The sequence below is a fragment of the Pseudodesulfovibrio piezophilus C1TLV30 genome (assembly GCF_000341895.1).
In the GTDB taxonomy this organism is placed as follows: domain Bacteria; phylum Desulfobacterota; class Desulfovibrionia; order Desulfovibrionales; family Desulfovibrionaceae; genus Pseudodesulfovibrio; species Pseudodesulfovibrio piezophilus.
Map to the genome: position 1 here is coordinate 3463751 of NC_020409.1, position 15762 is coordinate 3479512.

At 48.7% G+C, this 15762-nt stretch carries 14 protein-coding genes; 8 read left to right on the forward strand and 6 right to left on the reverse strand.

Annotated features, from left to right (window positions below; translation table 11 throughout):
• Positions 1–11 precede the first annotated feature (11 nt).
• The 5 genes from BN4_RS15935 to BN4_RS15955 all read right to left on the reverse strand — a co-directional run bounded on the left by BN4_RS15935 (position 12) and on the right by BN4_RS15955 (position 5377).
• On the reverse strand, positions 12–530 hold the full coding sequence (locus BN4_RS15935; protein ID WP_015416442.1) for a CBS domain-containing protein: 519 nt from the start codon (positions 528–530) through the stop codon (positions 12–14).
• A gap of 350 nt (positions 531–880) precedes the next feature.
• A complete protein-coding gene (locus tag BN4_RS15940; RefSeq protein WP_015416443.1) occupies positions 881–1231 on the reverse strand; it encodes a NifB/NifX family molybdenum-iron cluster-binding protein in 351 nt (116 codons plus the stop codon).
• A gap of 8 nt (positions 1232–1239) precedes the next feature.
• Positions 1240–2640 carry a sigma-54 interaction domain-containing protein gene (locus BN4_RS15945; RefSeq protein WP_015416444.1) on the reverse strand — a complete coding sequence of 467 codons (1401 nt, stop codon included), beginning with the start codon at positions 2638–2640 and terminating at the stop codon, positions 1240–1242.
• Positions 2641–2927: 287 nt separating this feature from the next.
• Positions 2928–4325 carry an MBOAT family O-acyltransferase gene (locus BN4_RS15950; RefSeq protein ID WP_015416445.1) on the reverse strand — a complete coding sequence of 466 codons (1398 nt, stop codon included), beginning with the start codon at positions 4323–4325 and terminating at the stop codon, positions 2928–2930.
• Positions 4322–5377 carry a hypothetical protein gene (locus tag BN4_RS15955; protein WP_157871442.1) on the reverse strand — a complete coding sequence of 352 codons (1056 nt, stop codon included), beginning with the start codon at positions 5375–5377 and terminating at the stop codon, positions 4322–4324. The genes BN4_RS15950 and BN4_RS15955 overlap by 4 nt, the downstream gene beginning before the upstream one ends.
• Positions 5378–5578: 201 nt before the next feature.
• Here BN4_RS15955 and lipB point away from each other — a divergent pair, with 201 nt between their 5' ends.
• The 4 genes from lipB to BN4_RS15975 all read left to right on the forward strand — a co-directional run bounded on the left by lipB (position 5579) and on the right by BN4_RS15975 (position 9421).
• A complete protein-coding gene (lipB, locus tag BN4_RS15960) occupies positions 5579–6310 on the forward strand; it encodes a lipoyl(octanoyl) transferase LipB (RefSeq protein WP_231856554.1) in 732 nt (243 codons plus the stop codon).
• On the forward strand, positions 6307–7167 hold the full coding sequence (gene lipA, locus BN4_RS15965) for a lipoyl synthase (RefSeq protein WP_015416448.1): 861 nt from the start codon (positions 6307–6309) through the stop codon (positions 7165–7167). Before lipB ends, lipA begins: the two co-directional genes overlap by 4 nt.
• A 63-nt stretch (positions 7168–7230) precedes the next feature.
• Positions 7231–8013, forward strand: coding sequence for an MBL fold metallo-hydrolase (locus tag BN4_RS15970; RefSeq protein WP_015416449.1), 783 nt, complete (start codon positions 7231–7233; stop codon positions 8011–8013).
• Positions 8014–8344: 331 nt separating this feature from the next.
• On the forward strand, positions 8345–9421 hold the full coding sequence (locus BN4_RS15975; protein ID WP_015416450.1) for a 2,3-butanediol dehydrogenase: 1077 nt from the start codon (positions 8345–8347) through the stop codon (positions 9419–9421).
• 179 nt (positions 9422–9600) lie between these two features.
• Here the strand turns inward: BN4_RS15975 and BN4_RS15980 are convergent, their stop codons facing one another.
• Entirely contained in the window at positions 9601–11673 is a 2073-nt protein-coding gene (locus BN4_RS15980; protein WP_015416451.1) for a sigma-54-dependent Fis family transcriptional regulator, read from the reverse strand.
• Between the two features lie 307 nt (positions 11674–11980).
• Here BN4_RS15980 and BN4_RS15985 point away from each other — a divergent pair, with 307 nt between their 5' ends.
• The 4 genes from BN4_RS15985 to BN4_RS16000 are packed head-to-tail and all read left to right on the forward strand — an operon-like array spanning position 11981 to position 15762.
• Positions 11981–13333: a dihydrolipoamide acetyltransferase family protein gene (locus BN4_RS15985; RefSeq protein WP_015416452.1), complete on the forward strand. Its 1353-nt coding sequence runs from the start codon at positions 11981–11983 to the stop codon at positions 13331–13333.
• A 7-nt stretch (positions 13334–13340) separates the two neighbouring features.
• On the forward strand, positions 13341–13781 hold the full coding sequence (locus tag BN4_RS15990; RefSeq protein ID WP_015416453.1) for a Lin0512 family protein: 441 nt from the start codon (positions 13341–13343) through the stop codon (positions 13779–13781).
• 5 nt (positions 13782–13786) lie between these two features.
• Positions 13787–14746: a thiamine pyrophosphate-dependent dehydrogenase E1 component subunit alpha gene (locus tag BN4_RS15995; protein ID WP_015416454.1), complete on the forward strand. Its 960-nt coding sequence runs from the start codon at positions 13787–13789 to the stop codon at positions 14744–14746.
• Positions 14747–14790: 44 nt separating this feature from the next.
• Entirely contained in the window at positions 14791–15762 is a 972-nt protein-coding gene (locus BN4_RS16000) for an alpha-ketoacid dehydrogenase subunit beta (RefSeq protein ID WP_015416455.1), read from the forward strand.

Consider the following 15762-nt stretch of genomic DNA (forward strand, 5'->3'; position numbering starts at 1 on the left):
AAAACGAAATATTATTGACACGCGCAAGCCAGCATCCGCGACTTGACTTCATTGTAAATGTCACTGAGGCGCAGGACGCCGGAGATGTTGCCATTTTTTCTGACTATAAGCGGTTGGTGTTTGCCAACGATATAGCAGTGAATGCCGTATGCGAGGGTGTCGTCTTCATTGAGAAAATCGATTTCAGAGGGGATATGCATCACTTGGGATACTCCCTGTCTACAGCCCTCTTTGCAGAGTGTTTCAAGTGGATTTGCCCAGAGGCCAAACTCTTTGAAAGCGTCTGCAACATATTGTTTGGAAAGGGTGTCGGTTCCAAGTCCTTTTCCGGCCAGTCTTTTGTAGCTTGGTTCAAGAGCCGCCAGGATATCAGTCATGGTCAACACACCTGCGAAGTCGCCCTTGGTGTTAACTACAATCAAATCTCGATGTTGGCTCTCATCAAGAACAAGAATCGCCTGTCCAAGCGTGGCATCCTTGCCGATGGTGAGATATTCTTCGACAGGGATCATCAGGTCTTTCACTTTCATGACAATATTCCTCCCATGGTAAAGCTGTAAGAGACAGTTTATCTACGAGTGAACGCTATGATTTCCTACAATGTATCCTGTTGTCCAAGAGGGATTCCTTGATGGTGCAGCACGCTGGTGCTTCTCCCGGACTCGTGTCGTTTTTCAGGGAAATGGTGAGCTGCCGGTAGTTCATCCCCCCCCATTTGTCACCAGCTTTTGACCGGCTGGCTGCGATACATCAGAATTCTATTGATAGAATATAGTTGAATGCGTCAAGAATATATCGTGAAAAAAAGAGCAAGTACGTTTTGAAACGTTATGAAACTATTTTATGGAACAAGACCGTTTCTTTGTGCAACACATTACGGTCATTTTGTTTCTTGGTAGTAATTTTGACCATGAGCTATTCTGCCACCCAGGTAAGCCTCAAGAACGATGTCGGCAGGACCGCAGATGTCATCCACCACCCGAATGCCTTTCCATTCGAGAAAATCGAAAAATTCTTTTTCGATACCAGCACAAATGACTGTTTGGATACCTTCGCTGACCGCTGCCCGGCACATCGATTCGGCTGAAGGATTTTCAATAGCGACATTTTTTTCCTCAACCCTGCCCATGGCACTGGTTTCCCGAATAATGGAGACAACAAGCACTTCTGCCGCGAGATCAAATCGTGGGGCAAGCTCTTTCCCCAGGAGAGGGATCAGTATCTTTTCCATACATTCACCTATTCAATTCCAAAGTGTTTCATCTTGCGCCATAGTGTTGAACGGCCCCAGCCGAGTAACTCTGCTGCCCGTCTTTTCTTGCCACCGGTTTTGACCAATGCATCCAGTATCATCTTTCTTTGAACGTCTTCCCAGCGTTCGGGGGGGATACTTCTGCTTCCTGCTTCTCCATTTGCATGATGTGAAGTCGATGGGGTTGTCGTCAAATCCTTCGGAAGGCCAGTGCCATGGAGCATGTACCCTGGGAGGTGGCGCATCCTTATGAGTTTACCATCGCAGAAGTTGACTGCATATTCGATGAGATTCTTCAATTCTCTGACATTGCCGGGATAGGCATAGGATTCGAGGAGTTTCTGTGCATTTTTCGAGAATCCTTCAACACTTTTGCCAAAACGGTTTTGAAACATTTTTAGAAAATGGTCCTGAAGAAGAAAGATATCATCTCCTCTTTCTCGCAAAGGAGGGAGGTGGAGTCTGATGACATTCAACCTGTAAAGAAGATCCTGGCGAAATTCCTTTTGCCTCACCAATTTATCAAGGTCGTACTGTGTCGCAGCCATGATACGAACATCCGTGCGCATCCCTTTTGCTGATCCAACAGGGTACACGACATGGTCATCCATGTACGAGAGAAGTTTGGTTTGTACTGATATGGGAAGGTCTCCAATCTCGGCGACGAAAAGGGTTCCCCCATGCGCCATTCGTAGGCGTCCGGGCTTGTCGTGATCAGCACCTGGAAGAGAGTGTTTGATATGACCGAAAAATTCGGATTCCAACAAAGTCGGGGGGAGTGCGCCGCAGTTTACCTTGATGAAAGGTCCGTCAGATCTTTCGGATTCATTATGAATCTCCTCGGCGAGCATATCCTTTCCAGTTCCTGTTTCCCCTGAGATGAGCACGGGCGAATCTGTCTGGGCAATGGCGGGGGTCATGGAAAAAATCTTTCGGACCTGAGGGCTTCGTCCGACAAGTTCTCCCAATCCGAAGACACACCCTGAGGTTTCATCCAAGGGGTGAGGTGAGCCAGGAGTGATTGTTTCGACAATGCCGGTCATTTCTCCTTTCTCATCAATAATAGGACTGACCGTCAGGCTGACGAATATCCTCTCTCGGGCTCGGTTGATGAGATTGGCTTCAATTTTTTTCTCTGTATACCCGGACCAACCGCTCATGACAGGGCAGCCATTGACACAGTAATCACATCGAAGTGCGTGAAGACATTGAAGCCCTTGGCTCTGTTTTTTATTGATTCCGGTGATTGTCTCGTACGCCTTGTTCACCAGACGCAAGGTTCCACGTGTATCCATCACGGCGACACCGATGGGCAACTGGTCCATAATGGCAACGAGGCCTTTTTCATCGGTAATGGGTGGCATGAGAGTCGGGTCAGATAACAGCATGGTGGTTTATTTCCCTCAAATCAATGTGTGTAAGGGGTTCCTTTCATGCTGTAATTTTGAACCGAATTGGAACGTTTTGGCAAGGCTAAGCTGGAAAATATAAGCAGGAAATATAAAACGGCATGGGAGAGATGATTTAAATTTTATTCATAGAGTGAATAAAAGGATTTTGGCAGAGGTAAAGATTTGTGTGTCCCGCTGAATTTGCATGGTGGCCATTCCGGAAAAAACATTCGCTCTCCATTATGTGGAGGATTGGTTTTGTCGAGCCAGGCGTGAGTGAGGAGTTAAAATTGAAAATAGATGAACGGTTTGTACCCATCGGGGAAAAACATGGCCGAGACCCAGAGCAGGGTGAAGAGCAGTGTTGGGGAGTACCACTGTCTTTTTTGAGGGTATATCCATCGACGCCATAGTCCTTTGGACTCAAGTAGGTGCACAGCAAGGGTGCCCAAGAGAATGAAGAGGACAAAGGGATTTATCCATGAAATCCCTGCTTCAGGGATGAACATTTGTCGGAGCATGAGTTGGGCTGTGCCAAAACCGTCGCTTCGGAAAAGAACCCATCCAATGATGACAAAAAGCATTGTGAATATCCAACCTGCCAACTGAATATATCGAGAATCCACTTGAGGGCCATGGTGCATCCAGAGTCTGTTTTTGGCCAGAGCCAATCCATGCATGGCTCCCCAGGCGACAAAGGTCCAGGCTGCTCCATGCCAGAGTCCACAAAGAATCATTGAAAGAAGTAGATTGGCGTAGGTTCGGAGTGGGCTTTTCCAACTGCCGCCGAGAGGAATATACAGATAGTCCCGTACCCAGGATGACAGGGATATATGCCACCTTTTCCAGAATTCACGGGGGCTTCGGGCGAGGTAGGGAAAATTGAAATTTTCGCCGAGATCATATCCCAGAATTCGGGCTATTCCAATAGCCATGTCCGAGTAACCGGAAAAGTCGAAGTAGATTTGCATTGTATAAGCGAGAGCAGCCAGCCATGTCGTGATCGAGTCATAGGCTCCCGCATGGATGAAGACATTGTCTGAAAACATGGCCAGTCGATCTGCAATGAAGACTTTTTTGAATAAGCCATAAGTAAAAAGCTGAAATCCACAATAAAAATTCTCTTTTGTCAGTGCCTTGTATGATTTGAGTTGAGGGAGGAAATCGGAGGCGCGGACGATGGGACCTGCCACGAGTTGTGGGAAAAAACCGACGAAAAGCGCGAAATCAAGAAGGTTGTCGTGTTGTTTTATTTTCCCGCGATAAATATCAAGGGTATAACTGAGTGTTTGAAAAGTGTAGAATGAAATGCCTACGGGTAAGATTATATCCAATGAACTGGAGTGGAGGCCGATGGACTCTATCATCGGTTTGAACGAGTCTATAAAGAAGTTGTAGTATTTGAAGTAGCCAAGCAAGCCGAGGTTGACCGCCAGGCTGAGCCAGAGCCACCTTGTGCGATGTTGTTGTTTCGAGGTTGAAGCGATCTTTTTCCCCACGAAGAAATCGACGAGGGTGGAGAGCCATATCAATGAAAGGAAACGCCAGTCCCAATAAGCGTAAAAGTAATAGCTGGCGATCAGAAGCAGGGTTTTTCGTCCGGTGTGATGATTGCGTAAAGCTGTCAGTCCCAACAGGACAAAGACGAAGAACAGAATGAATTCAGGAGAGGAAAAGATCACTTGCGGACTCCCTGAAAGGAGTCCCGAAGGGATTCTGCGATTATTTTCAAGCCATATTCATTCATATGTCCTGTCCCAGGGGGGCTGTTGAAGAAGCCTCGTGGTAACGTCTTTTTTTGCAGGTACAGTTGAGTAAATCGTTTTGTCGTATCAATGAATCCCACGCCACTCTCTGTGCAGATGGTGTGAAATCGTTCAACAAGGTCTGCTTTGGTATCTTTGAGTTGAATTCTACCATGCTTGAGGGAAGGGACACTTTTGGGGCAATAAATGAAAACAAGAAACCCACTGCTTTGTTGCTTCAGTCTCTGTAAGAGAAAACGCCATCCCTCTTCGAGGTTGTAGGATTTCGAGTCGGCAGGTGGTCTCTGAGTCGATTGTGGGGCTTGGGTTCTGGTGAGCCTGAGATCCGGCAGTCTCTGCGATGTCAGCAAATAATAAAACGGACCGAGGCGAAGCGTTCTGGCAATAGATTTTAAAAACTGTTTCCTCTTTCCAGGGGCTATCTTTTTGTCAGTTAATGCCCATGGAGATGATAAAAACTGTCCATGTCCGTTTATTGGGATATTGGGGAGCACGTCGTCCATACCGCTGAGCAGGATGACATGGCCGACTATGCCCTTCAGGGCTTTTTCATATCGAGGTATTGCGTAGTAGTAGTCGGCTACCGTTGCACCGCTTCGTCCATATGTGATGCACGCGTATGGAGTTTCGGACGAGATGGCATTGAATTGAGCTGAGATTTTTTTGTTATCCGGAACTTGTAAGGATTCCGCATGGGAGTCTCCCCACAGGATGAATTTGGGTCTTGCTGACAAGACAAGGGCTTCTTCATTCAAGGCAAAACCATGCTGACCATAGTGCGAGTCTGCCCAGCCTTCGCTTCTCCATGTCACAATTGATCCTGGAGTTGGGACATATTCTCCAATGGTTTGATCAAACGTTTGGAGTTGAAGACTGTTTTTGAAGAAAAAGACCATGGCCCAGATGATCAGAGTTGACGAGAGTATCCCTATTCCCCAGTGGAAAATGGAATTGCTGTTTTTTTTCATGGGTGGATCATCTGTTAATGGATTGAGAGACTCAGCATTTAGTTTGTATTTTCGTAACGTCCTAATAAACTTTTTGAAGTCACTCAAGTCAATAAAAAAAGGCGGAATACAGGCTTGAGTGTGGGAGGGGATGTGCATGTTTTCTCACGATTGTCATGAAGGGTTTCTGGCATGCATGTTGCTTTAACAAAAGAGACTTTTATGGAGCAGCAGTCAGGAACGATTGAGAAAATTGAGGGTGCGATGTTCGATCAAGAGGGTGTGTTGCTGGAGTTTTCACAATGCGAGTATGCGGATATGGCTCGTTTGCAAGAAGTTCTTCGAAATAAAAGATATCAGGAAGATATTCCGGATGTCGTTATTTTTCTTGAACATACGGCATGTATCACAGTTGGCCGCAGCGGAGGATATGAGAATATACTCGCGGACAACGTTGCTTTGAAAAATAACGGGATAGCTGTTCATGAAACTCCCCGAGGGGGAAATATCACATATCATGGGCCGGGGCAGTTGGTTTGTTATCCGATTCTTTCATTGGAAGGAGAAAAACGGGATCTGCATCTCTATGCTCGCAATATGGAAGAGGTCATGATTCGCACAGTGGAGAGCTTTGGTATCCAAGCTGGGCGCAAACCCCAATACCCCGGAGTTTGGGTCGGGGAAAATAAGATCGGCGCAATGGGGATTGCTGTTCGAAAATGGACCACTATGCACGGTATCGCATTGAATGTATGTCCTGACCTGGACCATTTCTCCTTGATCGTGCCTTGTGGAATTGGTTCCCATGGTGTCACTTCCATGGCGGAAGTCCTGGGGTCTTCTATTGATATCAAGAGTGTTCGTAGTGAAATGCAAAGGCACTTTTCAGAAATTTTTGAAATCTCTCTCCATCCCGTTGAGTTGAAAGATCTTATTGAGGAGGAATCGTTGTGATAAAACCGCGCTGGCTGGTGCTTCCAGCTCCCGATGCTCATGATATGAATCGTATTCAGGATATTTTAGACAAGGGGCAGTTACACTCTGTGTGCGAAAGCGCCCAATGTCCGAATATTGGTGAGTGCTTTGCTCATAAGACCTGCACGTTCATGATTTTGGGAGATATCTGCACACGTAATTGTGCATTTTGTGCTGTCGCCCATGGTCATCCTCTCAGTCCTGATCCTCAGGAGCCGGGGATGGTAGGGGAGACAGCCAGGCAGTTGGGGTTGAAGCATGTGGTCGTCACTTCGGTAACTCGGGATGATCTTCCTGATGGTGGTGCGGAACATTTTGTGGCGACAATACAAGCCATCAAGCATGAAAATCCGGATGCAACCGTGGAAGTCCTTATTCCTGATTTCGGAGGGCGGCGAGAGCCGCTTGAGAGTGTCCTTTCGGCGATGCCGGATGTCCTTAACCATAATATTGAAACAGTCCCCCGTCTCTATGATTCAGTTCGACCGGGAGCACGTTATGAGCGTTCCTTGCAGTTGATTAGGAATGTTTCCAACTCACGTTCCGATGAGCGGATTCTCACGAAATCAGGTCTGATGCTCGGACTCGGCGAAACACAAGAGGAAGTCGTTGCAACAATGGAGGATCTGCTTCAGGTCGGGTGTCGTATTGTGACTCTTGGACAATATCTTTGTCCCTCGTCTCGTCATCATCCTGTGGTCGAGTATGTTCATCCTGACACATTCAACCGATTGGCTGATATTGGCAAACAGCTTGGGTTCAAACAAGTGGTGGCAGGGCCGCTGGTGCGGAGTTCCTATCATGCTGCCGAAAGTTTCAAAGAGTTGCGGATGTGATGAGCGTGTGCCATCGAATCGTCGTTAACGTAATGGAGAGTCCTTCAGAATATGTGAGAAAGCATGCGTGATTTTATCAAGATAACGCTTGTTGCCAATGCGGGTGTTTTTGTTGAATACGCAGGTCTTGGATTTCTTGTGGACGGTATTCACTCTGAAGGCGGTTCTCCCTTCAGTCCGGTTTCTTCGGTGGAGCTGGGACATATGCGGGAAGGCTCAGGTTTTTTCAAGAATTTGGATTACCTGCTTTTTACCCATGACCATCCTGACCATTTTTCTCCTCGGCTTGTTGCGGACCATATAGGGGAACGGCCTGCCAAGGGACTTTTCCTACCGGGTGAAACACGAAGTTCCGCTGACCATGGACGACTCTTTGACCGACTTCAGGAACGTGGTATCCCTTACTGGGCTGTGGGGCTTGAGCCTGGGAAGACACAGTGTTTTATCCTTGCCGATGATGTTACCCTCACTCTTCTCGGTGCATCACACATGGGGCCACAGTATGCACGCATTAGGAATACTTGTTTCCTGCTGACAGTGGGTGGGAAAAACCTGTTGTTTACGGGTGATGCTGATCCCGTTGAGCAAGACTTTGGTTTTGCATTGAAAGAAGAGGTGGTGGATGTGGCATTCGTGAATCCTCTTTTTTATCACCACCCCAAAGGGCAACACGTCATCAATGAGGTCTTTCGGCCCAGCACCCTTGTTATTTATCACATGCCTTTCATTCATACCGACACCACACCGCTTCTTTCCATGGTTAACCGGGACATTCAACGTCACGGACGGCCTGATATGCCGGTCCATGTCTTTAATCAGGAGCAACAGTCTCTTCGGCTGTCGTGATCAGCCATGGAATAAATTCCTCCCTTTGAATGTGTTGTTCAGAAATGGAACATTTTTGATGAGCAGTTCCAAAATAGAACAGGTTTGTCGTGCCATGTGTGTGTCTTGGAACAAGAAACACATCACGAAAACATCATGTGCGTGACATTTGTCTCCAAGACTGAATAAGCAGTGTTTTGAGGAAGGTACAGGCGCAAGAAGTCCTGAGCCTTGCTCTGATGTATTTCCTTTCTTTTTTTTGGCACACCGGGTGCACTGTATGTTTTATGCCTTTGCACCCTCAATAGTTGCGGTCAAAATGTTTTATAACAGAGAAAAAAGAGAGGATTCAATGAGCGAAACAATGCGAGCTGCCGTGTGGCATGGAAAGCAGGATGTCCGTGTTGAGACCGTTCCGGTTCCCCCTTCTCCATCAGCCGGTTGGGTCAAGATCAAAGTTGATTGGTGTGGTATCTGCGGTTCGGATTTGCATGAGTTCGTCGCCGGTCCGGTTTTCATTCCGACTGATGCTCCGCATCCCCTGACAGGAAAGCAGGGCAGTGTCATCCTCGGTCATGAGTTTACGGGAACAGTCGTGGAAGTTGGCGAGGGCGTCACCAATGTGAGTGTCGGTGATTTTGTGGCACCTGATGCCTGTCAGCATTGTGGCGAATGTATCACATGTCGTGCCGGGCGGTACAACGTCTGCGAGAAGCTGGCCTTCACAGGGCTGCATAATGATGGTGCTTTTGCAAAATATGTGAATATACCCAGCGAACTCTGCTATATATTACCAAATGGTATTTCCTCTGAGGCGGGGGCGTTGATCGAACCGCTGGCAACAGGGTACAAAGCCGTGCGTGAAGCTGGCTCCATTCTTGGAGAGACGGTTGTCATAATCGGGGCAGGGACCATTGGTTTAGGGACTCTGATGGCAGCCAGAGCGGCAGGCGCGGGTATGATAATCGTGCTGGAAATGTCAACCGTCCGGGCTGCAAAGGCCAAGGAATGTGGGGCTGATGTTGTTCTTAATCCGAATGAATGCGACCCTGTTGCTGAAATAAAAGCTTTGACCCAAGGGTCAGGTGCGGATGTTTCTTTCGAATGTGTCGGCAACAAATTCACCGGACCACTTGCCGTGGATGTGCTTCGTAATGCAGGGCGGGCGATCATTGTCGGTATTTTTGAAGAATCCAGTTCATTCAATTTTTTCAGTTTAAGTGGGACAGACAAACGCGTTATAGGCACCTTGGCTTATACTTTGAGCGATTTTCAGGGTGTTTCGACCCTGCTGGCGAACGGGCAGCTCAAGGCTGAACCCATGATTACCGGTCGGATACATCTTGAAGACATTGTGGAAAAAGGCTTTTGGGAATTGATCAATAACAAGGATGAGAACATCAAGATTATCGTCAGTCCAGGAGACTAGAAGGGGATAGGCATAGAGGCTCAACGCCTTCATCTCAAGGTGTGTTCGGGAGAGGGAGGTTCCCTTTTCTCGTCGGGGGAGTCTTGATGGTGATTATGATCACGGCACCGTTTATCACCTAAATATACAGAAAATGAGGGCTCTCGGCGGTGCGGTCGAGTGCCCTCTTCTTATTATCGCTAGATTTGGATACGGTGTCGTTCCATTTTTGCATACAGGGTATTGCGCCCGATTCCCAGAGCTTTAGCCGTTTTACTAATGTTGCACGCATGAAAATTCAATGCCTCACGGATTGCGTCTTCCTCTCTCTTTTTGAGTTGGAATTCTTTGCTTGAGTTCGTATGCTTTGTGTTGATTCGGTGTCGGGCTTTGTCCAGAATGTGATGCGGGAGATTCTCCTCCCGGAGCCATGCATCGGAGAGGTTATTGATTGCATATTCTATGCAATTGACGAGTTCTCGAACATTTCCTGGCCATGAGTACGCCATGAAGGTCTTCGCCACTTCAGGGAGCATTCCTTCACAATGAATGCCAAATTCCGTGCAAAGACGGTTCAGATGATATTCGGCCAGGAGGACAATGTCATTTCCTCGTTCATGAAGGGAAGGGAGGGTGATTCCAACCACATTCAGGCGATAAAACAGGTCCTCTCGAAATTGGTTTTGTCTCACAAGTTCACGCAGATTCTTGTTGGTTGCCGCAATGATTTTCACATCCACGGACTGTGGAGTTGTGCCGCCCACAGGGACAACGGTCCTTTCTTCCAGCGCCCTCAGGAGACTGACTTGTTGCGAAAGTGGCATTTCAGAAATCTCATCCAGAAACAGGACTCCTTTGTCTGCCTGTTGGAATTTCCCTATACGGCCTTTTCTGGATGCTCCTGTAAACGATCCCCCGCAATACCCGAAGAGTTCACTTTGCACCAACTCTTCAGGGAACGCGCCGCAATTAATTGCAATGAAGGGGTGCTGGGATCGTGGTCCGGCTTGGTGTATGCCACGGGCGAAGAGCTCCTTTCCGGTCCCTGATTCTCCATACAGGAGAACGGTTGATGGCGTCTTTGCCGCTTTGGCAGCCTGAAGAATTGATTGAGACATGGATCGGCTTGAATACAATATATGCTCAAATCCTTCCGGGGTGGTTTCAGAGGGGGGGATTGTTTCGAAGCATTCCTTTTTGGCAGGGACTGCGAATTGATGCGTGGTTTGTTTTTCGCAAATACTGACGATGGTATCCAGATGGGTGCCGGTGAGACTGAAAACATTCAAGGCTCGCACGAATAAATCCGGGTTTATCCGACAGGGGATGACCGTCGGTTCATGTACTGAGGCATTTTTCGTCTGAGCTATGAAATCATCGTAATGAAAAAATTCCTCGGCCTGGCGACCACGGAGTGTCCCCCATGGAGTTCCGATCAATGCCTCGGCTGCACTGTTGGCACTGAGGATTTTGCCTGATTTATCCAAGGAAAGAATGCCCGTCATTACGGAGTTGAACATTGAAGAAAAGAGCGTTCCCAGCTGACCTTCCAGTTCCGAGCAATAGAGGCGGCAGAGATGCTGCTCCAAGGCCCGTGCCGCTTGAAGAACAAGGTTCAGATTCTTAGAGTGATCCATGTTTGAAGGACCGGAAATATCAAAACATCCCCATATGCTGCCGTGTGGGTCCAGAATTGGGGCTGCTGTACAGCTCCAACTGTGATGGCTACGGCAGAAATGTTCTTCACCGAAAACCTGCATGGGACGTCCTGTTGCCAAGGCCGTCCCTATGGCATTGGTTCCCACGCTTTCTTCTGCCCAATTGGCTCCTGGGCCAAAGTTCAACTTGTCAGCCTGCCGCAGGGTCTTCAGATCACCGCATGTCCGGGCCACACGGCCTTTGGCATTCGTGAATGTCATGAGCATTCCTTTGCCGCGGATCGCTTCATATGCCGTATTTTCGACATCGCCACAGATCTTTCCCAGTGTTGAGGTAAACGGCTCCAACTCTGTCATAGGTTTGAAATCCCAGCAATTTCTCGGGCCAGGATCAATGCCCATTTTTTTACACCTGCCCCAGGAATCGATGATGTTCTCGTTCAGGCAACTGAGGTTGACCTGTCTCCCTTCCACAAAACGTTTCCACTGAGAATAGTTGACCTGCGAACCTCGCTGGCCGCGCAGGGGAGACCATGGTGAATGGGATGAAGGGGTTGCCTCAATATGGGACGCGCTGATTTCGAAGCCGTCATCGTTTCTAAGGAGTAAATGCATTCTCGATCTCCAGTACAAAACGAAAAAGGTTATAGACAATATTAAGTCTCTGACTCATCACCGGAATCTCTGTCAAGTGTTCACATTTCGAACACAGTCCTACTCTTTTGCATCTTTTTTACTTTTAATATCAGCTAAATAAGTCCTTCTTGGTGCACCTTTGTCCTGAGTGTTCTACTCCAGAACACACTTGCGGTTTTTTAGGGAGAGTTGTTTCTATAACTTACCGTAATTCAACATATAATCTTACTGGCATAGCCATTGCTATATTCTCAGCCAACTTCGTAAAAAAATAGGAGGATTGGCCATGGCTCAACAAGTGATCATGCCCAAATGGGGCTTGACCATGAAAGAAGGAAAAGTTGTTCGCTGGCTTAAAGGTGAGGGTGAATCGGTTGATGCCGGTGAGCCTTTATTTGAAGTGGAAACGGACAAAATCACGAACTCGGTGGAAGCCCCTGCCAGTGGTGTCTTATCCCAAATCATAGTCCCTGAAGGTGAAACTGCCGAGGTCCAGGCTGTTTTGGCAGTTATTGCCGCGCCAGGAGAAAACCCTGACATAATACCAAGTGGATCGACGGCAACCGACAACGTTGAATCTTCCGGCGATGCAGTGGCTGGCGAACCTGCCGTTGCTTCATCTCAGGCATCGGTTGAAGGCGGTGATTTTGTTCCGGCCATGCCTGCTGCTCGCAAATTGGCGAAGGAATTGAACGTTGCCCTGTCCACGGTTGTCGGAACCGGACCTCATGGAACAATTGTGATGAAAGATGTTCAGGCATCGGCTGACAGTGCTTTTGCCGGGATTAACGCCAGTGCCAAGGCAATTGAATTCGCCCGTAAAAATGGCATTGATCTCGGTCAGGTCTCGGGGACCGGTGATGACGGTCGAATTACCAAAGCCGACATCCTGCGTGCAATGAATCCGGTTTCCGATCAACAGGTATCATCCAATCAGCCTGTCATTGCTCAGGATACCATCGTGCCTATGGACGGTGTCCGCAAGCTTATTGGTGACAATATGCAGGCCAGCTTGACCAATGCGGCGCAGCTTTCCGTGTTCGTCGAAATTGACGCCACCGAAATGGTTTCCTTGCGCGCGGCGATTCTTGAACGGAACAAGCGCAACGCAGAATACAAGCTCTCATACAATGACATCGTTTCGTATGCTGTGTGTCGAGCTCTCAAGCGACATCCGATTATGAATTCGACCTTGCAGGACGATGGCATTCATCTGCACCAAAGTGTCAATCTTGGTATTGCTGTGGCCCTGCCAAACGGGCTTATTGTGCCGAATATCAAGAATGCCGGAAGCTTGACGTTGGAGGAACTCAAGACAGAGATCCGGGATGTCGCAGGTCGGTCTCGGACCGGCGGTCTGAATATGGATGAAATATCCGGCGGCACCTTTACCATCAGTAATGTCAGCATGCTTGGTGTGGATGGTTTTACCCCCATTCTCAATCCTCCAGAGACAGGCATACTCGGTGTCGGGCGTATTGTTGAGAAACCGGCAGTCAAGGATGGCGAAATTCAGATTCGGCAAATGATGACCCTTTCTCTGACATTCAATCACATGACTACGGATGGTGCGCCTGCCATGTCTTTCCTGCGCGAGTTGGGGGACATGCTGGAAACTCCGGGTCTGATGACATTGTAGGTTCGTTATGGCGCGGAAAAGATTTGCTGTTGAACTCGGTTATGCAGCCGATTTGCATGGTGAAGACATGACCAAGGCCGTGGTGCGAGCTGTTCGTGATGCTGTGTCCCGGATTTGTCTCTGTGGTCTTGTGGAAATATGTGGTCGTGATCGGTTTCAAGGCGTCTTTGTCCATGCTGATATCGCTGTTCCCCAGCCGGAACAGGTTGACCATTCGGCCGTGCTTGCCGCCATCCCCATTGGTGAAACTTCATTGAACGTGACTGTCGGCGGCATGAGTGTCCCCGGGATGGAAGTTCCCTGCTTTGCCCCTGGTGTCAGCAACATAGTTGTTGCGTGCGCCGCGCTGACTGTTTCCATTGAGACGGACATGGCAAGTGAGGCTGATGAGGACTCGGAAAACAGGTGGATCGGATGTGCCGTGAAGCCGAATAACCCAGAGGAGTAAACACAATGGCTCTGAGCAAGAAGACATTGATCAATATGTATGAAACCATGAACAGGATTCGTCTGTTCGAACTGAGACTGCAGGAACTTTTCGCAGCAAGCGAAATTCCCGGTTTCGTCCATCTTTATCTCGGCGAGGAAGCGGTTGCCACAGGAGCCTGTGCCGCGCTTACCGATGCCGACATGATTACCAGTACACATCGCGGGCATGGGCATCTTTTGGCAAAAGGTGGAGATTTGAAGCTCATGATGGCTGAAATATTCGGGCGGAAAACCGGCTACTGCAAAGGCAAAGGCGGTTCCATGCACATTGCCGATTTGGATCTCGGTATTCTCGGGGCCAACGGTATTGTGGGAGGTGGTGGCCCTCTTGCCGCAGGAGCGGCTCTGGCAGCCAAATACAGAAAAAGCAAAGATGTCGCCATGTGCTTTTTCGGTGATGGTGCCTCCAATCAGGGAACAACCCAGGAGTCCCTGAACATGGCGAGCGCCTGGAAGCTGCCTCTGGTCTTCATCAATGAAAATAATGGGTACGGTATTTCCTGCCCCCAATGCAAATCCATGGCTGTCGTGGATATTGCGGATCGCGCAGCTGCATATGATATGCCCGGCGTAGTGGTTGACGGAAACGACGTGCTCGCTGTGCATGAAGCCGTTTCCGAGGCCGTCAAACGTGCGCGTCGCGGAGAAGGCCCGTCATTGGTTGAGTGCAAAACATATCGCTGGCGTGGTCACTTTGAAGGGGATGCCTGCACATACCGTTGCGATGAAGAGCTGAAAGAGTGGAAAGCCAAAGACCCCATTCCTCGTTTCGAGGCCAAATTGATAGAAAAGAAGACACTGACTCAGAGTGAAGCGGATACAATAAAAGAACGCATTGCTCAGGATGTTGATGAAGCTGTGACGTACGCCAAGGAAAGTCCGATGCCGCCTGTCAGTGCATTGATGGATGACGTGTACGCCTAAGTCGGCTGCGGTTTTTACGAATCATAAATCCAACGGAGTGAATAATGTCCGAAAAAACATATCTTCAGGCTCTCAACGAAGCATTGAGCCAGGAAATGGAGCGCGATGAGAATGTCTTCATCATAGGTGAAGACGTGGGGCAATTTGGTGGTTGTTTTGGGGTCACCCAGGGGCTTTTTGACACGTTCGGGAGTGACCGTGTCATGGATACGCCAATTACAGAAAGCGCAATTGTCGGCGCAGCCACAGGTGCGGCCGCATGCGGTCTTCGCCCTGTAGCGGAGTTGATGTTTGTGGATTTCATCGGTGTTTCTATGGATCAGCTCTTTAATCAGGCTGCGAAAATGCGTTACATGTTCGGTGGTAAAACCACGGTTCCCATGACGTTGCGTGCACCTCAAGGCGCAGGTATCGGTGCTGCTGCCCAGCATTCTCAGTGCCTGGAATCCTGGTTCATGAATATTCCGGGACTCAAAGTCGTTATCCCATCGACCCCTTACGATGCCAAGGGGCTGTTGATAAGTGCAATTCGCGATGACAACCCGGTTGTCTTTCTTGAGCACAAGATGTTGTATGGTGTCAGTGGAGAAGTGCCGGACGAGAGTTATACCATCGAGATAGGCAAGGCTGACATCAAGCGTGAGGGCAGTGATGTGACTATCGTTGCGACGTCGCAGATGGTCTATGCGGCGCTTGAGGCAGCTGAAAAACTCAAAGCCGACGGTATTGATGCCGAAGTCGTCGACCCACGGAGCTTGTTACCACTGGACAAGGAGACGATTTTTGACTCAGTCAGAAAGACGCATGCCTTGGTTGTTGTCCATGAGGCGGTCCAGTTCGCTGGTCCGGGAGCAGAAATAGCTGCCATGGCGGCAGAAGAAATTCTTGAGTATCTGGATGCTCCCATCAAGCGTGTTGGTGCTCCATTCTGCCCGGTTCCCTTCTCGCCTCCTCTTGAGCAGCATTATATCCCCGGTGCAGAGAATATCATCGAGGCCGTCAAGAGTATTCGTTAA